21 protein-coding genes and 2 pseudogenes are annotated in these 25,101 nt (G+C 71.5%); 10 read left to right on the forward strand and 13 right to left on the reverse strand.

Annotated features, from left to right (window positions below; all coding sequences use genetic code 11):
- Positions 1 to 318: 318 nt before the first annotated feature.
- The 3 genes from ACZ6CZ_RS35625 to thyX all read right to left on the reverse strand — a co-directional run bounded on the left by ACZ6CZ_RS35625 (position 319) and on the right by thyX (position 4,031).
- Positions 319 to 2,004 (reverse strand): ribonuclease J, encoded by a 1,686-nt coding sequence (locus ACZ6CZ_RS35625; protein WP_469029796.1) that lies wholly within the window; start codon positions 2,002 to 2,004, stop codon positions 319 to 321.
- Positions 2,005 to 2,174: 170 nt separating this feature from the next.
- Positions 2,175 to 3,074, reverse strand: a complete 900-nt coding sequence (gene dapA, locus ACZ6CZ_RS35630) for a 4-hydroxy-tetrahydrodipicolinate synthase (RefSeq protein ID WP_469029799.1) — start codon at positions 3,072 to 3,074, stop codon at positions 2,175 to 2,177.
- 210 nt (positions 3,075 to 3,284) lie between these two features.
- Complete coding sequence (gene thyX / locus ACZ6CZ_RS35635) at positions 3,285 to 4,031, reverse strand: FAD-dependent thymidylate synthase (protein WP_469029802.1); 747 nt, start codon at positions 4,029 to 4,031, stop codon at positions 3,285 to 3,287.
- Positions 4,032 to 4,214: 183 nt separating this feature from the next.
- Between thyX and ACZ6CZ_RS35640 the strand changes: the two genes are divergently transcribed.
- Complete coding sequence (locus ACZ6CZ_RS35640; RefSeq protein WP_469029805.1) at positions 4,215 to 4,460, forward strand: hypothetical protein; 246 nt, start codon at positions 4,215 to 4,217, stop codon at positions 4,458 to 4,460.
- Positions 4,461 to 4,550: 90 nt separating this feature from the next.
- Positions 4,551 to 5,105 (forward strand): hypothetical protein, encoded by a 555-nt coding sequence (locus tag ACZ6CZ_RS35645; protein WP_469029808.1) that lies wholly within the window; start codon positions 4,551 to 4,553, stop codon positions 5,103 to 5,105.
- A gap of 105 nt (positions 5,106 to 5,210) precedes the next feature.
- Here the strand turns inward: ACZ6CZ_RS35645 and ACZ6CZ_RS35650 are convergent, their stop codons facing one another.
- The 6 genes and pseudogenes from ACZ6CZ_RS35650 to ACZ6CZ_RS35675 form a co-directional block, all read right to left on the reverse strand.
- On the reverse strand, positions 5,211 to 5,666 hold the full coding sequence (locus tag ACZ6CZ_RS35650; RefSeq protein WP_469029811.1) for a hypothetical protein: 456 nt from the start codon (positions 5,664 to 5,666) through the stop codon (positions 5,211 to 5,213).
- 17 nt (positions 5,667 to 5,683) lie between these two features.
- Positions 5,684 to 6,436 (reverse strand): 4-hydroxy-tetrahydrodipicolinate reductase, encoded by a 753-nt coding sequence (gene dapB / locus ACZ6CZ_RS35655; protein ID WP_469029813.1) that lies wholly within the window; start codon positions 6,434 to 6,436, stop codon positions 5,684 to 5,686.
- A gap of 24 nt (positions 6,437 to 6,460) precedes the next feature.
- Complete coding sequence (locus ACZ6CZ_RS35660) at positions 6,461 to 7,840, reverse strand: M16 family metallopeptidase (protein ID WP_469029816.1); 1,380 nt, start codon at positions 7,838 to 7,840, stop codon at positions 6,461 to 6,463.
- Positions 7,837 to 10,077, reverse strand: coding sequence for a polyribonucleotide nucleotidyltransferase (locus ACZ6CZ_RS35665; protein ID WP_469029818.1), 2,241 nt, complete (start codon positions 10,075 to 10,077; stop codon positions 7,837 to 7,839). Before ACZ6CZ_RS35665 ends, ACZ6CZ_RS35660 begins: the two co-directional genes overlap by 4 nt.
- A gap of 303 nt (positions 10,078 to 10,380) precedes the next feature.
- Complete coding sequence (rpsO, locus tag ACZ6CZ_RS35670; RefSeq protein ID WP_005479656.1) at positions 10,381 to 10,668, reverse strand: 30S ribosomal protein S15; 288 nt, start codon at positions 10,666 to 10,668, stop codon at positions 10,381 to 10,383.
- 309 nt (positions 10,669 to 10,977) lie between these two features.
- Positions 10,978 to 11,250, reverse strand: a pseudogene (locus ACZ6CZ_RS35675) (type VII secretion integral membrane protein EccD); the annotation flags it as partial.
- A gap of 257 nt (positions 11,251 to 11,507) precedes the next feature.
- Here ACZ6CZ_RS35675 and ACZ6CZ_RS35680 point away from each other — a divergent pair.
- The gene (locus ACZ6CZ_RS35680; protein WP_469029822.1) at positions 11,508 to 11,768 is read left to right on the forward strand and encodes a DUF397 domain-containing protein; all 261 of its coding nucleotides are present in this window, start codon (positions 11,508 to 11,510) and stop codon (positions 11,766 to 11,768) included.
- A gap of 79 nt (positions 11,769 to 11,847) precedes the next feature.
- Here the strand turns inward: ACZ6CZ_RS35680 and ACZ6CZ_RS35685 are convergent, their stop codons facing one another.
- From ACZ6CZ_RS35685 to eccB, 4 genes are all read right to left on the reverse strand, one after another.
- On the reverse strand, positions 11,848 to 12,138 hold the full coding sequence (locus tag ACZ6CZ_RS35685) for a WXG100 family type VII secretion target (protein ID WP_469029824.1): 291 nt from the start codon (positions 12,136 to 12,138) through the stop codon (positions 11,848 to 11,850).
- 53 nt (positions 12,139 to 12,191) lie between these two features.
- Positions 12,192 to 12,542: a WXG100 family type VII secretion target gene (locus tag ACZ6CZ_RS35690; RefSeq protein ID WP_391904777.1), complete on the reverse strand. Its 351-nt coding sequence runs from the start codon at positions 12,540 to 12,542 to the stop codon at positions 12,192 to 12,194.
- Positions 12,543 to 12,732: 190 nt separating this feature from the next.
- Positions 12,733 to 13,992, reverse strand: a complete 1,260-nt coding sequence (mycP, locus tag ACZ6CZ_RS35695; RefSeq protein WP_469029828.1) for a type VII secretion-associated serine protease mycosin — start codon at positions 13,990 to 13,992, stop codon at positions 12,733 to 12,735.
- Positions 13,989 to 15,518, reverse strand: coding sequence for a type VII secretion protein EccB (eccB, locus tag ACZ6CZ_RS35700; RefSeq protein ID WP_399761686.1), 1,530 nt, complete (start codon positions 15,516 to 15,518; stop codon positions 13,989 to 13,991). The genes mycP and eccB overlap by 4 nt, the downstream gene beginning before the upstream one ends.
- Before the next feature lie 185 nt (positions 15,519 to 15,703).
- Here eccB and eccE point away from each other — a divergent pair, with 185 nt between their 5' ends.
- The 7 genes and pseudogenes from eccE to ACZ6CZ_RS35735 all read left to right on the forward strand — a co-directional run.
- Positions 15,704 to 17,071: a type VII secretion protein EccE gene (gene eccE / locus ACZ6CZ_RS35705; RefSeq protein ID WP_405637497.1), complete on the forward strand. Its 1,368-nt coding sequence runs from the start codon at positions 15,704 to 15,706 to the stop codon at positions 17,069 to 17,071.
- Positions 17,068 to 17,778, forward strand: coding sequence for a hypothetical protein (locus ACZ6CZ_RS35710; RefSeq protein ID WP_073772277.1), 711 nt, complete (start codon positions 17,068 to 17,070; stop codon positions 17,776 to 17,778). The genes eccE and ACZ6CZ_RS35710 overlap by 4 nt, the downstream gene beginning before the upstream one ends.
- Positions 17,779 to 17,863: 85 nt before the next feature.
- Positions 17,864 to 18,097 (forward strand): DUF397 domain-containing protein, encoded by a 234-nt coding sequence (locus ACZ6CZ_RS35715; protein WP_469029830.1) that lies wholly within the window; start codon positions 17,864 to 17,866, stop codon positions 18,095 to 18,097.
- 305 nt (positions 18,098 to 18,402) lie between these two features.
- The gene (locus ACZ6CZ_RS35720) at positions 18,403 to 21,513 is read left to right on the forward strand and encodes an SCO5717 family growth-regulating ATPase (RefSeq protein WP_468856348.1); all 3,111 of its coding nucleotides are present in this window, start codon (positions 18,403 to 18,405) and stop codon (positions 21,511 to 21,513) included.
- A gap of 212 nt (positions 21,514 to 21,725) precedes the next feature.
- Positions 21,726 to 23,603, forward strand: coding sequence for an ABC transporter substrate-binding protein (locus tag ACZ6CZ_RS35725; protein ID WP_468856345.1), 1,878 nt, complete (start codon positions 21,726 to 21,728; stop codon positions 23,601 to 23,603).
- A 3-nt stretch (positions 23,604 to 23,606) separates the two neighbouring features.
- Complete coding sequence (locus tag ACZ6CZ_RS35730) at positions 23,607 to 24,698, forward strand: ABC transporter permease (protein WP_468856342.1); 1,092 nt, start codon at positions 23,607 to 23,609, stop codon at positions 24,696 to 24,698.
- Positions 24,695 to 25,101 (forward strand): annotated as a pseudogene (locus ACZ6CZ_RS35735) (ABC transporter permease); the annotation flags it as partial. The gene ACZ6CZ_RS35730 and the pseudogene ACZ6CZ_RS35735, both read left to right, overlap by 4 nt.

Here is a 25,101-nt window from a genome sequence, read left to right on the forward strand (position 1 = left end):
TCCTTTGTACTCACCCTCTCGGGCTTTCCTCCGGGCTTCCCTTCGGTCTTGCGTTTCCGACTCTATCAGATCTTTTCTCGACCCGATTTCCTCGGTGCTTTCCAGGTTTCCGCTCTCGCGTTTCCCTTTCCGGCGGTTCCGACTTTATCAGAAGTTCTGAGTCGGAAGTTTCCACCCGGTCCGGGTGACCGGCTCCGGCACATGAAGTACCGGGGTTCCCGATCAGGTGGAGCCGTAAACCTACTGGAGCGGGGCGCCTCGATGCAAATCGAGGCGCCCCGCTCCAGGCGCACACGGACGACGGGGTCGTGCGCGAGGTCAGACCTCCACGACCACCGGGAGGATCATCGGCCTGCGCCGGTAGTTGTCCGAGACCCACTTGCCGAGGGTGCGGCGGATGAGCTGCTGCAGCTGGTGGGGCTCGACGACCCCGTCCTGGGCCGAGCGCTCCAGCACCTCGGTGACCTTCGGCAGGACGGCCGAGAACGCGGAGTCGTCGATGCCCGAGCCGCGGGCCTGGACGTGCGGGCCGCCGGTGATCTTGCCGGTGGAGGCGTCCACGACCACGAAGACCGAGATGATGCCCTCGTCGCCCAGGATCTTGCGGTCCTTCAGGGCCGGCTCGCCCACGTCACCGACCGAGAGGCCGTCGACGTAGACGTATCCGGCCTGGACCTTGCCGGAGATCTTGGCCTTGCCCTCGATCAGGTCCACCGCCACGCCGTCCTCGGCGATGACGATGCGGTCGTGCGGGACGCCGGTGAGGGCGCCCAGCTCGGCGTTGGCGCGCAGGTGGCGCCATTCGCCGTGGACCGGCATCAGGTTCTTCGGGCGGCAGATGTTGTAGAAGTACAGCAGCTCGCCCGCGGACGCGTGGCCGGAGACGTGCACCTTGGCGTTGCCCTTGTGCACGACGTGGGCGCCCCAGCGGGTCAGGCCGTTGATGACGCGGTAGACCGCGTTCTCGTTGCCCGGGATGAGGGACGAGGCGAGGATGACGGTGTCGCCGTCCACGATGCGGATCTGGTGATCGCGGTTAGCCATGCGGGACAGGGCCGCCATCGGCTCGCCCTGCGAACCGGTGCAGACCAGGACCACCTGGTGGTCGGGCAGGTCGTCCAGCGTGCGGACGTCCACCACGAGGCCCGGCGGCACCTTCAGGTAACCGAGGTCCCGGGCGATACCCATGTTGCGGACCATCGAGCGGCCGACGAAGGCGACCCGGCGGCCGTACTCGTGGGCGGCGTCGAGGATCTGCTGGATGCGGTGCACATGGCTGGCGAAGCTCGCCACGATGATCCGCTTGCGGGCGCCGGCGAAGACGGTGCGCAGCACGTTGGAGATGTCGCGCTCGGGCGGGACGAAGCCCGGGACCTCGGCGTTCGTGGAGTCCGAGAGGAGGAGGTCGATGCCCTCCTCGCTGAGGCGCGCGAAGGCGTGCAGGTCCGTGAGGCGGTTGTCCAGCGGGAGCTGGTCCATCTTGAAGTCGCCGGTGTGGACCACCATGCCCGCGGGGGTGCGGATGGCGACCGCGAGGGCGTCCGGGATGGAGTGGTTGACCGCGACGAACTCGCAGTCGAAGGGGCCGATGCGCTCGCGGTGCCCCTCGGCCACCTCGAGCGTGTAGGGGCGGATGCGGTGCTCCTGGAGCTTGGCCTCGATCAGGGCAAGGGTCAGCTTGGAGCCGATCAGCGGGATGTCCGGCTTCTCCTTCAGGAGGAAGGGGACGCCGCCGATGTGGTCCTCGTGGCCGTGGGTGAGGACGATGCCCTCGATGTCGTCGAGGCGGTCCCGTACGGACGTGAAGTCCGGCAGGATCAGGTCGATGCCGGGCTGTTCCTCCTCGGGGAACAGCACGCCGCAGTCGACGATCAGCAGACGGCCGCCGTACTCGAAGACCGTCATGTTCCGGCCGATCTCGCCGAGGCCGCCGAGCGGGGTGACGCGCAGGCCACCTTCGGCCAGCGGCGGGGGCGTACCGAGTTCAGGATGCGGATGGCTCAAAAGACTCTCCTCACCACACGCGCCACGTACCGGTGGGGCACGTGGCGCGCGTGACGTTCGTGCAGATGCAGTTGTCGTGGTGGATTGCGGGCACCGGTGGCCCGCCTATTCAGTTGTGAAGTTCTGGGGGTGCGGCACGGTGGGACGCCGCGGTGGTGCGAAGTCTGGTGTCAGAGCTGTACCCCGCCGGCAGCAAGATCGATCTTGAGCTGGGCGATCTCCTCGGGCGAGCACTCGACCATGGGCAGGCGCAGCGGCCCGGCCGGCAGGCCCAGGAGGCCGAGGGCGGCCTTGGTGGTCATGACGCCCTGGGTGCGGAACATGCCGGTGTAGACCGGGAGCAGCTGCTGGTGGATCTCCGTGGCCTTCTGGACGTCGCCGGAGGTGAAGGCGTCGATGAGGGCGCGCAGGTCCGGGGTGACCACGTGGCCGACGACCGAGACGAAGCCGACCGCGCCGACCGAGAGCAGCGGCAGGTTCAGCATGTCGTCGCCGGAATACCAGGCGAGCCCGGACTGCGCGATGGCCCAGCCGGCGCGGCCGAGGTCGCCCTTGGCGTCCTTGTTGGCGACGATCCGCGGGTGCTCGGCGAGGCGGACCAGGGTCTCCGTGCTGATCGGGACACCGCTGCGGCCGGGGATGTCGTAGAGCATGACCGGCAGACCGGTGGCGTCGGCCACGGCGGTGAAGTGCCGGTACAGGCCCTCCTGCGGGGGCTTGTTGTAGTACGGCGTGACGACCAGCAGGCCGTGTGCGCCGGCCTGCTCGGCGGCGCGGGCCAGTTCGATGCTGTGGCGGGTGTCGTTGGTGCCGACGCCGGCCACGACGTGGGCGCGGTCGCCGACCGCTTCCAGTACGGCTCGTACGAGGTCCGATTTCTCCGCGTCACTGGTGGTGGGCGACTCGCCGGTGGTGCCGTTGACGACCAGGCCGTCGTTGCCTGCGTCCACCAGGTGGGTGGCGAGCCGCTGCGCGCCGTCGAGGTCGAGTGCGCCGTCCGCCGTGAAGGGCGTGACCATGGCGGTGAGGACCCGCCCGAAGGGGGTCTGCGGAGTCGAGGTCGGAGCCATGGGTGACACGCTACTCGGTGCTCCGTCCCGGGTCTGCCCACGGGGGGCCGGGAAAGTCACGACAAAGGAGGAGCCCGGCACTGCCTGCTCGGGGGTTCAAGCAGTGCCGGGTCCGTTTCATCAGGCTAGATGAACTTCTCGAAATGCCGCAATACGGACACCTCGCGCGACTGATCCGCACATGTGTCCTCGCCAGGGGCCCCGGGAGGGTTACGGCGCCACGCGTCCGTTGGCGTTGAAGGCGGCGTGGGTGAGCGGCATCAGCCGGGCCCACTCGGCCTCCATCTTCTCGCCGACCATCTCGATCTCCCGCTGCGGGAAGGACGGCACCCGGGCCAGCTCGTGCTGGGTGCGCAGCCCGAGGAAGTGCATCAGGGAGCGGGCGTTGCAGGTGGCGTACATCGAGGAGAACAGACCGACGGGCAGCACCGAGCGGGCCACCTCGCGCGCGACTCCCTCGGCGAGCAGCTTCTGGTAGGCCGCGTACGCCTGCTCGTAGGACTCGCCGAGGGTGTCGCGCACCGTCTCGTGCTGGGCCGGGGTGCCCTCGACGAAGACGTACTTGCCGGGGCGGCCCTCCTGGACGAGCTTGCGGGAGGTGTCGGGGACGTAGAAGACGGGCTCCAGCTCCCGGTAGCGGCCGGACTCCTCGTTGTAGGACCAGCCCACGCGGTGCCGCATGAACTCGCGGAAGACGAAGATCGGGGCGCTGATGAAGAAGGTCATGCTGTTGTGCTCGAACGGGCTGCCGTGCCGGTCGCGCATCAGGTAGTTGATCAGGCCCTTGGACCGCTCCGGGTCCTTGTTCAGCTCGTCCAGGGACTGCTCGCCGAGGGTGGAGACACGGGCGGCGAAGAGGACGTCGGCGTCGGAGGCGCTGGACTTGACCAGCTCGACGGTGACGTCGCTGCGCAGGGTGAGCGGCGACTCGGGGGTGGTCACGGGGGTCCTTCCCATCACTTGCGTGGTTCGCGCCCACCTTACGGGGCACACGACCCTGCCCGGGCAGCACCTCGCTCCGTGGAGGACCCACCCATTTTTTCGGACATGGGCACCTTTTACGGCACTCGATCGTCTGTACTGGCGAGGCCTGTCATGTCGACCGGCCCTGGTTCCGGTCCCGAGAGGAGACGCACCGCGATGTTCCGTCGGCGTGAGCCCGTACCCTTCGCCTTCCTGGCCGAAGCCGACACCTTCCGCAGCAACGTCACTCCCCCGCCCCGCCCGCAGACGTCACTGAGCCAGAAGGCCGGGCGCTGGCTGCTGGGCCTGACCATCACCGGCGGACTGGTGGGCGCGCTGGTCGTGGGCATGCCCGCCCTGTCGACGCCTTCGGGCACGTCGGCCACGCAGTCGCAGCAGTCCCAGGCGTCCCAGGGGCACTGACCCTTCCGGACCCCCGAGGGTGGTGAGCGGGAACACAGGCGGATAGCCTCACCGGGCAGAGCCCCTGCGCGGAATGAGTGAGGACCAGCCGTGCCCCTGCCCTTCCTGACGGCCGACCGCACCTTCGACGCGGTGCCCGACAGCGCCCTGCCGTACGACGACCGCGACCGCTGGCGGCGCCCCTACCGGCCCGGTCCGTGGCGGGTGGGTGCGGCGGCCCTCGGGCTGCTGCTGGCGTCCTTCGTGCTGTTCGGCGCGGTGCTGATCGCCCTGACCGGCTCGCTGTCGTCCGCCGGCCTGATCCTCGGCATCGCGCTGGCGGTCATCGCCGGTGCGCTGCGGCTGCTGCGCATGGGGGTGTGGGTGAGCGCGCGCGGACTGCGCCAGGTCGGCTTCCTCATGACGCGCACGGTGCGCTGGCAGGCAGTCGCCTCGGTGCGCACGGCCCAGCAGCCGGTGCGCTGGCTGGGGCTGCCGCGCACGGTGCAGGGGCAGGCGCTGACGCTCATCAGGCAGGAACGTTCCGCCACGGACGCCGTCCCCCTGCTGACCACCCACGGACTGGACTTCGTGGGACGGCTGTCGGCCTTCGACCGGGCGGCCGACGCGGTGGAGGCCTGGGCGGCGGAGTACCGGCACGGCTGACGGCCGCGCACGGCGAGCCACGAGTCACGAGCCACGGCGAGGGGGCCGGCCCGCATCACGCGGACCGGCCCCCTCGGCGTCGTGACGCCCGGCGGCGCGAGCGGTTCAGGCGGCCTGGGTCCGTCGGCCGTCGTGCAGGGCGATGGCCCGCTGCATCGCCTTGCGGGCACGCGGGGTGTCGCGGGCGTCGTGGTAGGCGACGGCCAGGCGGAACCAGCTGCGCCAGTCGTCGGGCGCGGCCTCGGTCTCGGCCTTGCGCCTGGCGAAGACCTCGTCGGCCGAGTCACGGTCGATCCGGCCGCTCGGGGTGCGCTTCAGCTCGTCGACGGGCAGGCCGCCCTCGGCGTCGAGTTCGGCGGCCAGCTGGTTGGCCCGGCGCACGAACTGGGTGTTCTTCCACAGGAACCACAGGCCGATCAGCGGCAGCACCAGCACCGCGATCCCGAAGGTGACGGTCACGATCGTGCCCGACTGGATGAGCATGACACCGCGGCTGCCGACCAGGACGAAGTAGAAGACGAGGACGGCGGCCGTGACGGCGTAGGAGATCTTCGCGCGCATGTTCTGCCAGTCCCGTGTCAGCCCAGGTCCAGGAAGTGTTCCAGGCCGAACGTCAGGCCCGGGGTGGTGACCACGCGCCGCGCGCCGAGCAGGATGCCCGGCATGAAGCTGCTGTGGTGCAGGGAGTCGTGGCGGACGGTGAGAGTCTCGCCCTCGGCGCCGAGCAGCACCTCCTGGTGGGCCAGCAGGCCGCGCAGCCGGACGGAGTGCACCGGGACCCCGTCGACGCCGGCGCCCCGGGCACCGTCGAGCGCGGTGACCGTGGCGTCCGGCGCGGGGGCGCTGCCCGCCTCGGCGCGGGCCCGGGCGATGAGCTGGGCGGTGCGGGTGGCGGTGCCGCTGGGGGCGTCCACCTTGTTCGGGTGGTGCAGCTCGATGACCTCGACCGACTCGAAGTACGGCGCGGCGATCTGCGCGAACCTCATGGTCAGCACGGCGCCGATCGAGAAGTTCGGCGCGATGAGCACACCGGTCTCCGGCGACTGGGCGAGCCAGCCCGTCAGCTGCGCGAGGCGGTCGTCGGTCCAGCCCGTCGTGCCGACGACCGCGTGGATGCCGTGGCGGACGCAGAAGTCGAGGTTGCCCATGACCGAGGCAGGCGTGGTCAGCTCGACGGCGACCTGGGCGCCGGTCTCCGCCAGCGTCTCCAGGCGGTCACCCCGGCCGAGGGCGGCGACCAGCTCCATGTCCTCGGCGGCCTCGACCGCCCGCACCGCCTCGGACCCGATGCGGCCCTTGGCTCCGAGGACCGCCACGCGCAGCTTGCTCATGTGTTGCTTCCTTACGGGAGGTGGTTAGGCGACGGCCTCGTGCAGACGGGCCGCCTGCTTGTCCTTCAGCGGGCCGATGACCGACAGCGACGGGCGCTGCCCCAGGACGTCGCGGGCGACCGAGCGGACCTCGTCCGGGGTGACCGCCGCGATCCGGGCCAGCATGTCGTCGACCGACATCTGCTCGCCCCAGCACAGCTCGCTCTTGCCGATACGGTTCATCAGCGCGCCGGTGTCCTCCAGGCCCAGGACCGTGGAGCCCTGGAGCTGGCCGACGGCGCGGCCGATCTCGTCGTCGGACAGGCCGTTCTCGGCGACCTGGTCGAGTTCGTCCCGGCAGAGCTTCAGCACGTCGTGCACCTGGCTGGGACGGCAGCCGGCGTACACCCCGAACAGGCCGCAGTCGGCGAAGCCGGAGGTGTAGGAGTACACGCTGTAGGCCAGGCCGCGCTTCTCCCTGACCTCCTGGAAGAGACGGGAGGACATGCCGCCGCCGAGGGCGGTGTTCAGCACGCTCATCGCCCAGCGGCGGTCGTCCGTGCGGGGCAGGCCGGGCATGCCGAGGACGACGTGCGCCTGCTCGGTCTTGCGGCCGAGCAGTTCGACACGGCCGGCCGCGCGGATCGTCCGGCGGCCCTCGCGCGGGCCGATGGGCCGGGCGTCGGCGCTGCGGAACGCGCCCGCCTTCTCGAAGGCGGCGCGGACCTGGCGTACGACCTTGGCGTGGTCGACGTTGCCGGCGGCCGCGACGACGAGGTGGGTCGGGTCGTAGTGCTTCTTGTAGAAGCGGCGGATGCGGTCGGCGGTGAGGGCGTTGACCGTGTCGACCGTGCCGAGGACCGGGCGGCCGAGGGCGTTGTCACCGAACATGGTGTGCGCGAACAGGTCGTGCACGCAGTCGCCCGGGTCGTCCTCGGTCATGGCGATCTCTTCGAGGATCGCGCCGCGTTCGACGTCGACGTCCTCCTCGAGGATGAGCGAGCCGGTCAGCATGTCGCAGACGACGTCGATGGCGAGCGGCAGGTCGGTGTCGAGCACGCGCGCGTAGTAGCACGTGTACTCCTTCGCCGTGAACGCGTTCATCTCGCCGCCGACCGCGTCGACGGCGGAGGAGATGTCCAGCGCGGAGCGGCGCTCGGTGCCCTTGAACAGCAGGTGCTCGAGGTAGTGCGTGGCGCCGTTCAGTGCCGGGGTCTCGTCACGGGAGCCGACGTGCGCCCAGATGCCGAAGGTGGCGGAGCGCACCGAGGGCAGGGTCTCGGTGACGATGCGCAGGCCGCCCGGGAGCGTCGTGCGGCGCACCGTGCCGATGCCGTTGCTGCCCTTGATGAGGGTTTGGGTACGGGCGACGGCCCGCGCCTCCGAAGAGGTGCGGGCCGTCGCCTTGGAGCCACGGGACGTCACTGGTCGGCGTCGTCCTTCTTCGTCTCGGAACCGGCGCCGTCGGAGTCGGAGTCGGCCTCGCCCTCGATCACCGGGATGAGGGAGAGCTTGCCGCGGGAGTCGATCTCGGCGATCTCGACCTGGACCTTCTGGCCCACGCCGACGACGTCCTCGACGTTCTCCACGCGCTTGCCGCCGGCCAGCTTGCGGATCTGCGAGATGTGCAGCAGACCGTCCTTGCCGGGCAGCAGGGAGACGAACGCGCCGAAGGTGGTGGTCTTGACGACCGTACCCAGGTAGCGCTCGCCGACCTCGGGCATCGTCGGGTTGGCGATGCCGTTGATCGTGGCACGGGCGGCCTCGGCGGCCGGGCCGTCGGAGGCGCCGATGTAGATCGTGCCGTCGTCCTCGATGGTGATCTCGGCGCCGGTGTCCTCCTGGATCTGGTTGATCATCTTGCCCTTCGGGCCGATGACCTCACCGATCTTGTCCACCGGGATCTTGACGGTGATGATCCGCGGGGCGTTCGGGGACATCTCGTCGGGCCGGTCGATGGCCTCCATCATCACGTCGAGGATGTGGAGACGGGCGTCGCGGGCCTGCTTGAGGGCCGCGGCCAGCACGGAGGCGGGGATGCCGTCCAGCTTGGTGTCGAGCTGGAGGGCGGTCACGAACTCCTTGGTGCCGGCGACCTTGAAGTCCATGTCACCGAAGGCGTCCTCCGCACCGAGGATGTCGGTGAGGGCGACGTAGTGCGTCTCGCCGTTGATCTCCTGGGAGATCAGGCCCATGGCGATACCGGCGACGGGGGCCTTCAGCGGCACACCGGCGTTCAGCAGCGACATGGTGGAGGCGCAGACCGAGCCCATGGACGTCGAGCCGTTGGAGCCGAGGGCCTCGGACACCTGGCGGATCGCGTAGGGGAACTCCTCGCGCGTCGGCAGGACCGGCACGATCGCGCGCTCGGCGAGCGCGCCGTGGCCGATCTCGCGGCGCTTGGGGGAGCCCACGCGGCCGGTCTCGCCGACGGAGTACGGCGGGAAGTTGTAGTTGTGCATGTAGCGCTTGCGGGTCACCGGGGAGAGGGTGTCCAGCTGCTGCTCCATCCGGAGCATGTTCAGGGTGGTGACGCCCAGGATCTGGGTCTCGCCACGCTCGAACAGCGCCGAGCCGTGCACGCGCGGGATGGCCTCGACCTCGGCGGCGAGCGTACGGATGTCCGTGACGCCGCGGCCGTCGATGCGCTTCTTCTCCTTGATCACGCGCTCGCGGACCAGCTGCTTGGTCAGCGAGCGGTACGCGGCGGAGATCTCCTTCTCGCGGCCCTCGAACTCCGGCAGGAGCTTCTCGGCGGCCAGGGACTTCACGCGGTCCAGCTCGGCCTCGCGGTCCTGCTTGCCGGCGATGGTGAGCGCCTGCGCCAGCTCGGGGCGCACGGCGGCGGCCAGGGCCTCGAAGACGTCGTCCTGGTAGTCCAGGAAGATCGGGAACTCACCGGTGGGCTTGGCGGCCTTCGCGGCGAGGTCGGCCTGGGCCTTGCACAGCACCTTGATGAAGGGCTTCGCGGCGTCCAGACCAGCGGCGACGACCTCCTCGGTCGGCGCCTCGGCGCCGCCCGCGACCAGCTGGATGGTCTTCTCGGTGGCCTCGGCCTCGACCATCATGATGGCGACGTCGCCGTCCTCCAGGACGCGACCGGCGACCACCATGTCGAAGACGGCCGTCTCCAGCTCGGAGTGCGTCGGGAAGGCCACCCACTGGCCGTTGATCAGCGCGACGCGGACGCCGCCGATCGGGCCGGAGAAGGGCAGGCCGGCCAGCTGCGTGGACGCGGACGCGGCGTTGATCGCCACGACGTCGTACAGGTGGTCGGGGTTGAGGGCCATGATCGTGGCGACGACCTGGATCTCGTTGCGCAGGCCCTTCTTGAAGGACGGGCGCAGCGGGCGGTCGATGAGCCGGCAGGTGAGGACCGCGTCCTCGGAGGGGCGGCCCTCACGGCGGAAGAAGCTGCCGGGGATCTTGCCCGCGGCGTACATCCGCTCCTCGACGTCCACCGTCAGGGGGAAGAAGTCGAGCTGGTCCTTGGGGTTCTTGGAGGCGGAGGTGGCCGACAGCACCATGGTGTCGTCGTCCAGGTACGCCACGGCGGAGCCGGCGGCCTGCTTGGCCAGGCGGCCCGTCTCGAAGCGGATGGTGCGGGTGCCGAAGGAGCCGTTGTCGATGACGGCCTCGGCGTAGTGGGTCTCGTTCTCCACTAGCGTTTTCTCCATTGCATGTCGTCTTTTGTCCCGTGGCTGCCCGTGTGGCAGGGGGACTGGGGCGGAGAAGCGCGCCGTCTGGTGCGGGCCGGTCTTCGATCGAAGCACCCGGGGCTCACTTCCCCCCGGGGGCCACTACCGAGGACCGGCGGCGGCGCGGTGCGCTTCCCCTCGTTCTGTGTCGTTCGTATTGCGTTGTGTTCCCACACTACAAAGCGTGAGTGACAGTCCGCACGTTTCCGCACGTACGGCAAAGGGAGCGGCCCCCGCTCGTCACGGGGACCGCTCCCTTCAGGCGTCCTACTTGGCGCCGGCCGCACCGCGGCGGATGCCGAGGCGGTCGACCAGCGCACGGAAGCGCTGGATGTCCTTCTTCGCCAGGTACTGCAGCAGGCGACGGCGCTGACCGACGAGGATCAGCAGACCCCGGCGGGAGTGGTGGTCGTGCTTGTGGGTCTTGAGGTGCTCCGTCAGGTCGGAGATCCGACGGGAGAGCATGGCGACCTGGACCTCGGGGGAGCCGGTGTCGCCCTCCTTGGTACCGAACTCGGTGATGATCTGCTTCTTCGTAGCGGCGTCGAGCGACACGCGTACTCCTCATGGTCTGTGCTGCCACCGAGTGCCCCCGGTCTGCATCGCGGGGGAGCTTCCGTAACTCGGGAGGCGGGGATCCGCTGGGCGCGACCTCCAGCGCCGCAGGTCTCCTGCGGTCTCCGGGGGTGCGTACACGAACGGCCGTCACTCAGCGTACCAGTGCCCGGGGGCGGCTCCGCACGGGCCCTCGGGCCCCGCCCCGGACCAGGCGTTTCCCGCGCGGGGCGGTACGTCCGACCGGGTGGGCCCGGACGTCCGGGCCGGGCGGCAGGGGTGTTTCGGCCGTACGGGTGACGCGGCCCCTCAGCCCACCATCGAGCGTACGTCCGTCAGGACGCCCAGTACCGCCAGGCAGAGCGGGACCAGGACGAGCAGGACCGCGCCCTCGGTGAGGTCGAGGAAGCGTCCCCAGAAGGGCGACAGACCCTTGCGCGGCACGATGAGGCCGATCGCGGTGATCAGTACGGCCCCGGCGGCGACGGCCGCCGTCAGCCAGGCGGTGCGCAGGTCGAGGGCGTCGCGGTCGTGGTGCAGGAGCAGGTCGGCGAGGGCGTCGGCCGGCGGGTTCAGCGCGAGCGATCGGCGTCGGCGCCCTGCCATCGCCACGGGTCCGCCCGGACGGATGCCCGGGGTCTCCCGGCGGGCAAAACCTGCTGCGTTCCTGTGCGACGCGTGGCCGCAGCTTCGCCGTGCCGTACCACACGAGGGGCACCTCCAGCCACTCCAGTCACCTGACGTGGTGCGTCCAACCACGAAGCGCAGGCGGGCGAGTTGCACCGGCCAGTACTGTGACCCGGCGAAGCGTCGGTACATCGGGAAGGGGTCACTGCGGCATGGCCGAGACGGCTGAGGAGATCAAGGCGCGCAAGGAACGCGAGCGCGACGAGTTGTACGCGCTCGACATCTCCGGCGTCGAGTGGCAGTGCGCGCCGGGGACGAGCCCGGACGAGGAGCGCGTGGAGATCGCGCGGCTGCCCGGGGGCGCGGTGGCGATGCGCTCGTCGCTCGACAAGGACACGGTGCTGCGGTACACGAAGGCCGAGTGGGACGCGTTCGTCCTGGGCGCCAGGGACGGCGAGTTCGACCTGCGGTGAGGCGTACGCGTGAGGGGGTGGCCCGCCGAACGGGCCACCCCCTCACGCGTGTTCACCGGGTCTCACGGCAAGCGCGGGCTCACATCATGCGGAAGCGAGCCGCGTTGCCCTTGTCGGTGTCCTGGTAGCCCGCGACCGACTCCTCGCGGAGCTGGGCGATGCGCGCCAGGTCCTGGTTCATGCCGGCCATGTCGCGGGTCAGGCGGTCCTGGCTCTCGCGGTAGGCGATCTTCGCCTCGCCTTCCCAGTTGGAGGCGACGCGGTTGACCTCGGCCATGAGGTCGTCGAGCTTCTGGGTGAGCGTGGTGGAGGTCAGCCGGGTGTCGGCCGCCGCCTGCGTCACGGTGTCGTAATTGACCGCAGTGGTCATGGTGATGACTCCTGAAGTGAGAGTGGCGCGGAGGGCTGGTCGGTTCGGACGGCTCAGACGCCGAGGATGGCGCTCTGGCCGCCGGAGGCACCGCCGCCGGAGCCGCTGTCCATCTGACGGAAGGACCGCATGCGGTCCTCCTCCTCGCGCGAGAAGCCGTCGGCGCTCATCCGCATGATCTCCTCGAGCTTCGAGAGCTCGGCGCGCATGCTGCGCAGACGCTGGTTCAGGTCGTTCTGAACCCGGTCGTACTCCTTGCTCGCAGCACCCTGCCAGCCCGCCTGGACGCGGTCCACCACGCCGTTGAGGGAGGTGATGCGGGACTGGAGCTCGTCGGAGAAGTCCTGGATCCGGCCGGCGAGCTTGATCTGTTCGGCACTGGTTACGTTCAGGTCTTTCGACATCTTGCCCCTTCTTCCTTCGGTGGCTGCGACGGACCGGCCGTCGGGCCATCCGGTCGTGATGCGGACGGGAATCTTCTGATGCCGCCCCCGTGCTGGGTTCGCACTGCCGTGCCCCCAGCGGTCACTGTAGCCATTGACGGCGGCAGTTCCAACTGCAAAGGGAAGAGCCGATACTTGACCGATACGCGCGTCACCGGGCCTCCCTCCTGCGGCGGCTGTCGCGGATCACGGTGGCCGTCCCGGCGACCACGGCCACCAGGACACCTCCGATCCCCAACGCATAGGTGGCGAGCCGTTCGGAGCGCTCCTGGGGCGTCTCCGACAGCGTCAGCCGGGCCGGCTCGGGGGCCGGCGGTCTGGGCGGGCCCGGGTCGGGCACGGGCGAGGAGGCCGGCACCCCGGGGAGGTCGGTGAGCGCCCTGACCGGGTCGACCACGCCCCAACCGACGTGGTCGTCACGGCCGTTGATCGAGCGGACGGCGGTCTGCTCGATCCGGGTGACGATCTGGGCCGCGCTCCACTCCGGGTACTTGGCGCGGAGCAGGGCGGCGACCCCGGCGACGTAGGGGGCGGAGAAGCTGGTGCCGTTGTCGACGCAGTGTCCGCCGCCGGGGACCGTGGAGATCATGTCCACCCCGGGGGCGGCGACGCCGACGAACTCTCCGGACTGGGAGAAGGCCGCGCGTTCGTTGTTCCGGTCCGAGGAGGCGACGGCGAGCACCCCGTCGAAGGAGGCCGGATAGGTCTCCTTGACGTCGCCGCCGAGTCCGTCGTTGCCGGCCGAGGCGATGACCACGACGTTCCGGGCGAGGGCCCTGTCCACGGCCTGTTTCAGCTTCAGGGACGGCTTCACGGCGTCGGCGGTGTCCTGGGAGATGTTGATGATGTCGGCGTCCGCGGCGTCGACGGCGTAGGCGATCGCCCGGGCGAGGCTGTCGGTGTTCCCGTGGCCCTCGGCGTCGTTCTGCTGGATCGGGATGATCGTCGCGTCGGGGGCGAGGCCGGTGAAGCCGGTGCCCTCCGCCTCGCGGGCGGCGATGATGCCTGCGACCTTGGTGCCGTGGCCCACGGTGTCCGTGGTGCCGTTCTCCTTGCCGCGCTCGATCTTCACGCCGTCGGCGGTCTTGAGGTCCTTCGGCAGGAAGTTGCGGCCCGCCCCGACGTCCACCGCCGGCTTGAGCTGCTCGTTCCTGATGTCGACGCCGGTGTCGATGACCGCGACGCGTACGCCCTCGCCGGTGGACTGCTTCCACAACTCGTCCAGCAGGACGCGCTGCAACGCCCAGGGGCGGCCCGGGTACTTCTTCGACGGGAACGTGCACCGGGTCGCGTCGTCCGCGGTCGCGGGGTGCGCCGGCAGGGTGACCAGGAGAACGGCTGCCGCCGCCGCGGCCGTCAGCAGGCGGCGGGCGGCGGGCGCGGGGCGCTCCGTGTTCGTCGCCACCTTCACGAACCCTGCGGCTGGCTGGCGGCGCCGGTGGAGAGCCGGGGGCCGGTCGGCAGGAGGGCGGACCAGGACGCCGGTACGGGGCGGGGATCGACGTCCTTGTAGCCGAGCCGGTTCTGCGCCTGCTGAGCCTCCTGCCGCCGGGCCTCCCGGTCCTCCTTCCCGCCGGACTCGCCGATGCCGGAGCCGCCGCCCCGGCCGCTGTCGCTGTTGGACTGCATCGCGTAGCGCAGGCCGGTGTCGGTGACCAGGAAGAGGAAGCCCGCGCTGGTGGTGGAGCCCTTGAACTGGCGGAAGAACTGGCCCGATCCGGGCGTGACGTAGGCGCTGCTGGAGCCGGTGGGGAGCGTGGCGGGGAAGCTCGTGCCCGCCCAGGTGCTCAGGGTGGTCGCGCCGCTGTCGGCGTCAACGCCGCGCAGAACGTTGCACACGGTGTTGCGGCTGCCCTTCTTGACGTCCGGGGAGTTGACGGGTTCGGGCCTGCTGACCGGCCAGTCGCGCTCCTGGTTGAACGGGGCCCCCGGTTCGAGTTCGGCGGCGCTCACCGGCTGGGCGTGGCCCGCCTGCTTGAGGGGCACCAACTGCCTGCTGCTGAGCAGGAGTTTGGCGGTGAAGTCCGAGACGGGGGCGACCCTGCCCGGCAGGACGACGTAGCTCTGGGTCCGGGTTCCCGCCGTGGCGGTCAGGACCATGCCGACCCGGTTCGTCCGCTCGTCCAGGGCGCCGGGGGCGCCCGCCGGGGCTCCGGGGGCGCCGTCCACCGTCGGGAAGGTGATCGGGTCGCCGGTGTGGAGCGTGGCGAGCCAGGCGGCCGAGACCCGCTGGGGCCTGGGGTTCTGGGCGACCAGGGTGCGCAGGAGCAGTTCGTCCTTGCCCACGGGGTAGGCCTTGCCCGCGGCGTCCACGATGTAGCGGGCCCGGTCCGGGCCCTCGACGTACATCAGCTCGCCGCCGCGCAGCGCGTTCTTCCCCTCGGTCTTCTTCTTCTCGCGCTCGGCGAAGACGAAGGTCGCCTTCTGGATGGCCCTGCCGCCCTCGCCGGGCCGTTCGCAGACCGCCCAGCGCTTGGCCGCGCCCGCTTCCTCGGCGTCGGGCAGCCGGTCGGGGGCGTACGGGATGCCGAGGGTCGCCCCGTGCGGAATCCTGCCGTCGTCCAGGACGGACTCGTCGACGTTGACGACGGCGCCCTTGTCCGGGGAGAGCAGGAGCTTGGCGGAGGCCATGTTCAGCACGGGGTGCAGCTGCTTCTTGCCGTCGGTCTCCAGCACCACGTACCGGGTGGTGGACTTGCTGGCGATGATGACGTGTTCCTTGGGGGTGTCCCACTTCTGCGGCGCGACCGGCTTGAACATGCCCCAGGCTCCGAAGACGGCGAGGACCACGACGGCGACCACGGCTCCGGGCACGACCGCGCGCAGCGGCCGGGGGGCGCCTTCCTCGGAACCGGTGGGGTTGGGCTGCAGGAACTGTGCGATCAACCTCCGCTTCGCAAAGGTATAGGCGTTGAGCTCGTCCCGCCGTGATGCCATGTCGTCCGCTGCCCCTTCATCCCCAGTGAGCGCGCGGAGTCCCACACGCCCCGTCGGCCCCCGTTGCCGTGCCGCGCCCCTACTATGCCTGGCGGGGTCCGGCTCCCCGTGCTCAGGTAGGGTGACGTCCCGATCAACACCCGTGTAAAAAGCGGTGAATACGGACACGAGGGGGCAACGGGGCGATGGGTGCAGCCACGCGTGAGCGTACCGGGCGGGCCGGGCGGCGAGCCGCCGGGTCTTCCCGGAGGCAACGCAGCAACGAACCGCTCGTGACGGCGCCCGCGCAGCCCTCCGGCCCCGGCGCCCCGGCGTCGCGCAACGCACCCGCGGCGACGACCCTGCGGTCGATCTCGCGGTCGGACCGGGTGCGGCCGGTGCTGCGGCAGTTGGTGATCATCGAGACGGGTCTCGCGATCGCCGCCGTGGGCGCGGCGCTCGGCGGGCCGTGGCTGATCCCCTCGCTCGTGGTGCTGTGCCTGCTGGTCGCGCTCGCGGTGGTACGCCGACGGGGCCGCGCGCTCCAGGACTGGGCGTCGACCGCGCTCGGACTCCGCGCCCGCCGGCGGGCCGCCGCCGCCCCGCCGGCCGGGGACGCGGAGCCGATGCTGGCCCCGGTCGCGGAGAACGTGCCGGGCTTCGGCCCGCAGGTCTACGTGGACCGGGCGCACCGGACGGTGGGCATGCTCGGCGACGGCACGTTCCTGACCGCCGTGGTGCGGGTGCAGGCGAGCGGCGAGTCGCTGCGGCCCGCCTTCGGGGCCCGTTCGCTTCCGCTGTCGCTGCTGGGCGACGCCCTCCAGGTGGACGACATCGTCCTGGAGTCGGCGCAGTTGGTGCAGCAGGTGCGGTGCGCTCCGGCCCCCCACCTCCCGCAGCAGTCGGTGGCCCGGCTCTCGTACGCGCCGTTGCAGGACCGGACGGGTGCGCCGGCCCTGCGGATGACGTGGGTGGCGGTGAAGCTGAACCCGGAGCTGTGCCGTGAGGCCGTCGAGGCCCGGGGCGGCGGGCTGGAGGGGGCACAGCGCTGCCTGGTACGGGCCGCGGACCATGTGGCGAGCCGGATCACGGGCGCCGGTTTCCAGGCCGCGGTGCTCGACCAGGACGAGCTGAACTCCGCCGTGGCCACCTCCGCGTGCGCCAACCCCATTCTGTCGGGGCGGGCGGGCCGGCCGGACGCCGCACCGCAGCGGCGCACGACGGAGACCTCCCGGGTCTGGCGGTGCGACGACCGCTGGCACACCACGTACGCGGTGGACCGCTGGCCCCGGTTGGGGCGGGGCGCCACGCCGCTGCCGCAGCTGGTGGCGCTGCTCACCTCGGTGCCCGCGTACGCGACGACGTTCAGCCTGACGGTCCGGCGGGGGGTGCGCCAGGGTTCGACGCGGGTGGGCGGGCACATCCGGGTCACCGGCGGTTCGGACACCGAACTGGTCGGCGTCAGAAGGACGTTGGAGCAGGCGGCCCGGCACGCCAAGGTGGGTCTGGTACGGCTGGACCGCGAGCAGTTGCCCGGCGTGCTGGCCACGCTCCCGCTGGGAGGAGCAGAGTGAGCATCCGGACCCGGCCCCGACGCGGGCTGCGCGGCCCTCGTCACGCGGGGCACACGGTGGCCGCGGACCACCTCGGCGCGTTGTCCCTGCCGGTCGGCGACGACGGCGTGATCATCGGCAACGACGCCAACGACACACCTCAGTTGATCGGTTTCCACCGTCCGGTGCCGTACGACGTCACGCTCATCGGCGGACTGTGGACGGCCCAGGTCCTGGCGTTGCGGGCGGCGGGCACCGGAGCGCGGGTGGCGGTCGAGACCGGTCGCGTCCAGGCCTGGACGACGCTCGCCCAGGCGGCGGGCGCCGGGCTGGAGTGCGTCTCCCTGTACGACGTGGGCCGGGTGCCGCCGACCGGGGCGACCGTGGGCAGCCCCGTGGTCGTCGTGCGGGACTGCGGCATGCGTCCGCCGCGCGGCCGGGTGGTGTCCTCGCCCTGGCAGTCCGTTCTGACGCTGCTCCCCTATCTGAGCCCCGTCGCCCCGCGGTTGATGCGGTCCTCGGCGCTGGTCGGAGTCCAGCGGGTGTCGCCCGGCGAGGCCGAGCAGATCGGCCGCATCCTCGGGCTGGCCCGCGCCGAGTACGAGGCGCTGCCCACTCTGGCGGACGGTGTCACGCTGTGGGTGGCGGGGGGCGAACACCACTGGGTGATGACGAACCCGACGGACGCGGAGACCGGCCTGCTGGGCACGGCTCGCCGGATGGACTGAATCCCGTCCGTTCGCTCCCCACGCCCCCCTCCCGCCGGGGAACATGGACCACGCACAGTTTCCGTTCGATCGAAGGGACGCCGTCATGGGCACCCAGCAGGAAAAGGACGAGCTCTACGCTCTCGACATCTCCGACGTGACGTGGCTCAGCGCCCCGGGCACCGAGAAGGACGAGGAGCGGGTCGAGATCGCGCATCTGCCGGGTGGAGCCGTGGCCATGCGGTCCTCGCTCGATCCGGGCACCGTGCTGCGGTACACGGAGGCGGAATGGCGGGCCTTCGTCCTCGGGGCACGGGACGGGGAGTTCGACCTCAAGTAGGCCCGGCGCCGTGCGGTCGGCCGTTCCTCCTGGGCGGGTTTGACCCTGCTTGCCCGTCTCGTCGTTGCCGTTCCGTCGCACCCGCTTCACCGGCGTGTGACACCCGGGCGGCGGGGCGGGGTTCGCCGTGCGCCACGCCCTGCCTGAGTTCACCGGATGGCGATTAGGGTGGGTGGGACGCGGCAGATGAACCTGCGTGCAGGTGATGTGCGTCGCAAGGGGGAGAGCCGGGCGGACCGGCACATCGGGAACGGTCGCCCCCACCCACCACGGCACAAGGGTGCTCGACCACACCAGGAGGCAAAGTGAACAGCGATCGGGACGAGACCCGCGGCGGATGGGACCTGCCCGTCGACGAGTCGTCCGACGCGGATCCCGCCGAGATGACGGGTGAGTTCACCATCGACTACACCCCTCCCGCCTGGTACACGCAGAACGCGGCGGGGGACTCGTCGGGGGGAGCGGGCTCGCACCTGGCGCCCCCTCCGCCGCCGGTCGGGGCGCCGTTGTCGTCGCCCGGCCTGTCGGCGGCGCCCGGCGGCTTCGGCCCCGACCGGGCGCCCGCGCTGGCGGCGCCCGCCGAGGCCGCCCCCCTCTCCGGGTCCGCGACGCCCTCCGTCCCCCAGGACCCGGACTCCCCCGCGGCGTCGAGCGCTCCGGCCGCTTCGGTCGCAGGGGTCGGGGACAACGGCGCGTTCGGCGGCGGTGATGTGGAGAGCGGCGCGACGATGCGGTTCTCGCCCGGCGCCCTCCAGCGGGAGATCGCGGAGCGGGAAGCGGCCGCCGCCGGACCGGACTCCGCCGAGCGGCCGGATCCCACCGGTGGGCCGGGGGCCGTCGCCGTCCCCGGTGCGGACGCCGTCGCCGGTTCCGGCCCTGGCGCTGCCCCTGCTTCCGCTTCCCGCGTGAACGACTCGTCCGGTGCCGGAGACGAGAACGGCCAGGCCGAGGGCCTCGCCTCCGGCACGGACTCCGAGGCCGCGTCCCCTTCCGGTGCGGCCTCCGCCCCCTCCCCCGCCCCCGCCGCGCTCCCGGCCGCGGACTCCGCGGCCGACTCCCGTACGGAGGTGGACCCGGCGGGCGCCGAGGACAGCGGTACGCCCGGGACGGACGGCGCCGGGGCTCCGAGCGCCGGTGACGCCCCCGCCGTGGAGCCGCAGGACACCGCCCCCCAGAACGCGGCCCACCAGGACACCGCCTCCCAGGACGCCGCCCACCAGGACACCGCGCCCCGGAACGCCGCGCCTCAGGACGGGCCGCAGGCCGCTGCCGCGCCGGTGCCGTGGTCGCCGCCCGCGCAGGGCGGCGCGCTGCCGCCGTTGCCGCCCGCCTTCCAGCCGGCCGCTCCGTCGCCCTCCGCCCCGCAGCCCGCGGCGCAGTGGCCGGGTTCCGCCCCGGCCGACCAGCCGCCCGGCGGCTACGGCTTCCCCCAGGCGGCCCAGGCGCCTCAGGCGGCTCAGCCGCCGCACCAGCAGCCGTTCCCGGACCGGTCCGGTCCCGGTGCACCGCTCCCGGCGCAGGCTCCCCAGGGCGCGGGTGGTTACGGCTTCCCGCCACAGGGCGGCTACGGCTTCCCCCAGCCGGGCCAGCCGGGCCAGGACCAGCCGGTTCCCCCGCAGCAGGGCCGGCCCGGCCAGGCGCCCCACGCCCCGCAGCCGCACACGCCTCTCCCCGCCCAGGGCGCCGCCCTGCCGGTCCCCGTCGCCCCGCAGCAGTCGGCGCCGTACGGGCAGCAGCCCCCGGCGCAGGACTCGCAGCAGCCTCCGGCCCAGCCGCAGCAGCCCGTGGACCCGCGCGCGGGCGGCGGCTGGCCCACCCCCGTGGCGCACGACCAGCGCGAGCGGTCGGTGCCCGGCGCCCCTCTCGGGTACACGGCGGCCGTCGAACTCTCCTCCGACCGCCTCGTGCGGGGCAAGCAGAAGGCCAGGAGCAGCCGCAACCCCTCCGCCGCCTCCCGCTTCAAGCTGGGCGGGAAGAAGGAGGAGGCGGAGCGGCTGCGCAAGCTGGAGCTGATCCGCACCCCGGTGCTGTCCTGCTACCGGATCGCCGTCATCAGCCTCAAGGGCGGGGTCGGCAAGACCACCACGACGACCGCGCTGGGTTCGACGCTGGCCACCGAGCGGCAGGACAAGATCCTCGCCATCGACGCCAACCCGGACGCCGGCACGCTGGGCCGCCGGGTGCGCCGTGAGACCGGGGCGACCATCCGCGACCTGGTCCAGGCGATCCCGTACCTCAACTCGTACATGGACATCCGCCGGTTCACCTCGCAGGCGCCCTCCGGTCTGGAGATCATCGCCAACGACGTGGACCCGGCGGTCTCCACGACCTTCAACGACGAGGACTACCGGCGCGCGATCGACGTGCTCGGCAAGCAGTACCCGATCATCCTCACCGACTCGGGCACCGGGCTGCTGTACAGCGCGATGCGCGGGGTGCTGGACCTCGCCGACCAGTTGATCATCATCTCCACGCCCTCGGTCGACGGCGCGTCCAGCGCCTCGACGACGCTGGACTGGCTCTCCGCGCACGGTTACGCCGATCTGGTGCAGCGTTCGCTCACCGTCATCTCGGGCGTCCGCGAGACCGGCAAGATGATCAAGGTGGACGACATCGTCCAGCACTTCGAGACGCGTTGCCGCGGGGTCGTCGTCGTACCGTTCGACGAGCACCTGGCGGCGGGCGCCGAGGTCGACCTGGACATGATGCGGCCCAAGACGCGTGAGGCGTACTTCCACCTCTCGGCGCTGGTGGCCGAGGACTTCGCGCGGGCCCAGCAGCAGCAGGGGCTGTGGACGGCGGACGGCCAGAACCCGCCGCCGCAGTACGCCCCGCCGATGCCCGGCCGGCAGGGCTACCCGGCGGACGGGCAGTACGCCCCCGGTCAGCCGCAGCCCCAGCCCCACGGCCCGGCCCAGACGGGGCAGCCCTACGCAGGCCACCCGGGACAGCCCGGCCCGTCGGCCTACGGTCAACAGGTCCCCGAACAGCCCGGCCCGGCGGGGCAGCAGCAGCCCGGTCGGCTCCCCTACGCCCCCCAGCAGCCCGGCCCCGGACAGCCGTACCCGCCGCAGGCCCCCCAGCCGCAGCACCCGGGCCAGCCGCACCAGGCGCAGCAGCCCTACGGCGGAACGCCGCCGTACGGGGGATATCCGGCGGCCGGTCAGCCGGGGGCGCCCCAGTCCCCCTACCCGCCGCAGCCCGCCCCGGGCGGTCCCCAGCAGGGGTGGCCCCAGACGCCTCCCGCGCAGGCCGGACCCGGTGCGCCCGGGGGCGGGGCGCCGCAGCAGGGGCAGCCGCAGCAGCAGGCCGGGCAGGCCGACCCGGCAGCCCGGCCCGAGCCGCAGGGCCCGGTGCCGCCCGCCGGGTGGCAGCAGACGCCCCCGCAGCAGCAGACACCTCCGCAGCAGGGGTGACGGCGGGCCGCCGACAGGGCGGAAGTGGACTGGACCAATGAGGGCTCGCATCGCTCACGCGGTGCGAGCCCTTCCGTATTCCCGCAGCCCACACGCGGTTTGACAGACCGTTGACGAGGCTCGACCCCCGCTGATAGACCTTCGCTTCACCAACTGGCGATCCAGAGTTCTACCCGCCTTCTCCAGCGAGTGATGACGCGAGGTCCCCGTCCATGGTCACAAGAGTTCCCCCCCACTCCTTCCGGCCACGCCGACGTCTGCGCCTCCTGCTGGCCTCCGGCGCGGCCGCCCTGGCGCTCGCCGCCGGGTCCGTCGTCCCGGGCAACCCGCTCGCGCCCGCCCCCTCCGAGGCCCGCGCGGACGACGGGAGGACGACGCTCACGGTCGCCGTCGCGCAGAGCGTCGACTCGCTCAGCCCGTTCCTGGCGCAGCGGCTGGTCAGCACGAGCATCCTCCGGCTGATGTACGACTACCTCACCAACTACGACCCGAAGGACAACAAGGCGATCCCCGGTCTGGCCACCGCGTGGGAGCCCTCCGCCGACAAGCTGACCTGGACGTACACGATCCGCTCGGACTCGACGTGGTCCGACGGGCGGCAGGCCACCGCCGAGGACGCGGCCTGGACGTTCAACACGATGATGACCGACGAGGGCGCGGCGACGTCCAACGGCAGCTTCGTCGGCAACTTCGAGGAGGTGACCGCCCCCAGCAAGGACAAGCTGGTCATCAAGCTCAAGGAGCCGCAGGCCACGATGGCCGCGCTCGACGTGCCGATCGTCCCGAAGCACGTCTGGGAGAAGGTCGGCGACTTCTCGAAGTTCAACAACGACAAGGAGTTCCCCGTCGTGGGGAACGGTCCGTTCATCCTGACGGACTACAAGGTCGACAGCTATGTGAAGCTCAAGGCCAACAAGGACTTCTGGCGCGGTTCGCCCAAGTTCGACGAGCTGGTCTTCCGCTACTACAAGGACCAGGACGCCGCCGTCGCCGCCCTGCGCAAGGGCGAGGTCTCCTTCGTGGCGGGCAGCCCCAGCCTCACCCCGGCCCAGTCCGCATCGCTGGAGAAGGCCCCCGGCATCAAGGTGAACGACGCCCCGGGCCGCCGCTTCTTCGCACTCGCCGTCAACCCCGGGGCCCGTACCAAGGACGGGCAGAAGTTCGGGGACGGGCACCCGGCGCTCCTGGACCAGAAGGTGCGGCACGCGCTGTTCATGGCGGTCGACCGCAGGACCATCATCGACAAGGTCTTCCAGGGCCACGCCGTCGAGGGCGAGGGATACATCCCGCCGCGCTTCGGGGACTACTTCTGGAAGCCCTCCGAGGACCAGAAGCTCGCCTACGACCCGGCGAAGGCGTCGGCCCTGCTGGACGAGGCCGGGTACAAGAAGAACGGTGCGGGCAAGCGCGTCGGCAAGGACGGCGAGCCGCTCGTCTTCCGCATCCTCTGCCACGCCACCGACCCCAACGACAAGGCGATCGGCAAGTACCTCCAGGAGTGGTGGGGCGAGCAGGGCATCGGGCTGAAGGTCGACTGCCTCGACAACGTTTCCGACCCCTGGTACGCGGGTGAGTACGACCTCGCCTTCGACGGCTGGTCCGTCAACCCCGACCCCGACTTCGTCCTCTCCATCCACACCTGCGCCGCGCTGCCGGCCAAGGCGAAGGAGACGGCGGCGACGGACAACTTCATCTGCGACGAGCAGTACGACGAGCTGTACAAGAAGCAACTGGCGGAGTACGACCCCGCCAAGCGGGCGGATCTGGTGAAGCAACTGGAGTCGCGGCTGTACGACACCGGGTACATGAACGTCATGGCGTACCCCAATGCCGTCGAGGCGTACCGCACCGACCACATCGAGTCCATCACCACCATGCCGTCGGCCGCGGGCAACATCTACGGCCAGGACGGTTACTGGAGCTGGTGGTCGGCGGTCCCGGCCGCCGGCGCCTCCTCGTCCGGCTCCTCCGGCTCCGGCTCCTCCTCCACCGGGGTGCTCGTCGGGATCGGGATCGCCGTCGTCGTCCTCGCCGGTGGCGGACTCCTGTTCGCCATGCGTCGCCGCTCCACCGCGGAAGACCGTGAATAGTCCATGAGCCCAGAAAGCACCCCCGCCCTGGTGAAGGGCGCGGCGGGCGTGGAGAGCACCGCATCCGGCGGTCCGGCTCCGGCCGGGCCGTCGGCCCGCTCCCCGCGTTCCCGCTCCGCCGCCGGCTACGCCCGCTACGCGGCGGGCAAGCTCGGCGGGGCGGCCGTCTCCCTCTTCGCCGTCCTCGTCACCAGCTTCTTCCTCTTCCGGCTGATCCCCGGCGACCCGGTCAAGCAGATGACCGGCGGCCGTCAGGTCTCGACCGAGCAGATCGCGGCGATGCGCCGTGAGTTCGGCCTCGACCTGCCGCTGTGGCAGCAGTTCACGCAGTACTGCGGCAAGGCGCTGACCGGCGACTTCGGTACGTCGTACCAGTTCCGCGCCCCGGTCGTGGACAAGATCACCGAGGCGCTGCCCGCCACGCTGCTGCTGACCGGCACCGCCTTCGTGATCTACACCCTGCTCGGCATCTGGCTGGGCGCCCGCTCCGCCTGGCGTAACGGTTCTGCCGGGGACCGGGCCCATACGGCGCTGGCGCTGACGCTGTACTCGGTGCCCTCGTTCTGGCTCGGCCTGCTCCTCATCATCACCCTGTCGGTCGGTGTCGGCCCGATCCCGGGGCTCTTCCCCACCGGCGGTATGGAGTCCGGGAGCACCGAGGGCTTCGACCGGGTGCTGGACATCGCCCACCACATGGTGCTGCCCGTCGTCACCCTGGTCGCCGTGGAGTACGCGCGCACCCTGCTGGTGATGCGCTCCTCGCTGCTGGACGAGATGGGCAGCGACTACCTGACGACGGCCCGCGCCAAGGGGCTGCGGGACGACCTGGTCCGCCGGAAGCACGCCATGCCGAACGCGATGCTGCCGACGGTGACGCTGCTCTTCGTGAACCTCGGTACGACGGTGGCCGGCGCGATCCTGGTGGAGACCGTCTTCTCCTGGCCGGGCCTCGGCGGCCTCTTCTACCAGGCGTTGAGCGTGCCCGACCTGCCGTTGGTGCAGGCGCTGTTCTTCCTGTTCGCCTCCGGGGTGATCCTGATGAACACGCTCGCCGATGTGATCTATCCGCTGCTCGATCCCCGGGTGGGCCGATGACGACGTCGATGGAGAAGCCCTCCGAGCCGCGTGAGCCGGACCTCGGGAAACCTTCGGGCGGTCCGGGCGAGGGCGTCCCGGCGCAGAGCCCGCGCGCCCTGACCCGGGCCCGGCGGCGGCGGGCGGCAGCCCGCTTCTGGCGGCAGTACCGCACGCACCGCGCCGGTCTCGTCGGGCTCGGCGTACTCGCGGTGATCGCCCTGCTGGCGGTGACCGCCCCGCTGCTGGTGGGGGCCGACTCGCAGAGCGTGACCGACGCCCCGGGCGGCCCGATGGAGGCGCCCAGCGGTGAATTCCCGCTCGGCACCGACCAGTTCGGGCGCAGCCTGCTCGCCCTGATGCTGTGGGGCACCCGGGTCTCGCTGACCGTGGGGCTGCTCGCGGCGTTCCTGTCGGTGGCAGT

It is taken from the genome of Streptomyces sp. NPDC041135 (assembly GCF_055592085.1).

Coding starts and splice junctions, on each gene's coding strand:
- ACZ6CZ_RS35730 (WP_468856342.1), top strand. CDS start 23,607: ATGAGCCCAGAAAGCACCCCCGCCCTGGTGAAGGGCGCGGCGGGCGTG.
- ACZ6CZ_RS35640 (WP_469029805.1), top strand. CDS start 4,215: ATGTTCCGTCGGCGTGAGCCCGTACCCTTCGCCTTCCTGGCCGAAGCC.
- eccE (WP_405637497.1), top strand. CDS start 15,704: ATGGGTGCAGCCACGCGTGAGCGTACCGGGCGGGCCGGGCGGCGAGCC.
- ACZ6CZ_RS35680 (WP_469029822.1), top strand. CDS start 11,508: ATGGCCGAGACGGCTGAGGAGATCAAGGCGCGCAAGGAACGCGAGCGC.
- ACZ6CZ_RS35715 (WP_469029830.1), top strand. CDS start 17,864: ATGGGCACCCAGCAGGAAAAGGACGAGCTCTACGCTCTCGACATCTCC.
- ACZ6CZ_RS35685 (WP_469029824.1), bottom strand. CDS start 12,138: ATGACCACTGCGGTCAATTACGACACCGTGACGCAGGCGGCGGCCGAC.
- dapB (WP_469029813.1), bottom strand. CDS start 6,436: ATGAGCAAGCTGCGCGTGGCGGTCCTCGGAGCCAAGGGCCGCATCGGG.
- ACZ6CZ_RS35690 (WP_391904777.1), bottom strand. CDS start 12,542: ATGTCGAAAGACCTGAACGTAACCAGTGCCGAACAGATCAAGCTCGCC.
- ACZ6CZ_RS35725 (WP_468856345.1), top strand. CDS start 21,726: ATGGTCACAAGAGTTCCCCCCCACTCCTTCCGGCCACGCCGACGTCTG.
- thyX (WP_469029802.1), bottom strand. CDS start 4,031: ATGGGAAGGACCCCCGTGACCACCCCCGAGTCGCCGCTCACCCTGCGC.
- ACZ6CZ_RS35650 (WP_469029811.1), bottom strand. CDS start 5,666: ATGCGCGCGAAGATCTCCTACGCCGTCACGGCCGCCGTCCTCGTCTTC.
- dapA (WP_469029799.1), bottom strand. CDS start 3,074: ATGGCTCCGACCTCGACTCCGCAGACCCCCTTCGGGCGGGTCCTCACC.
- eccB (WP_399761686.1), bottom strand. CDS start 15,518: ATGGCATCACGGCGGGACGAGCTCAACGCCTATACCTTTGCGAAGCGG.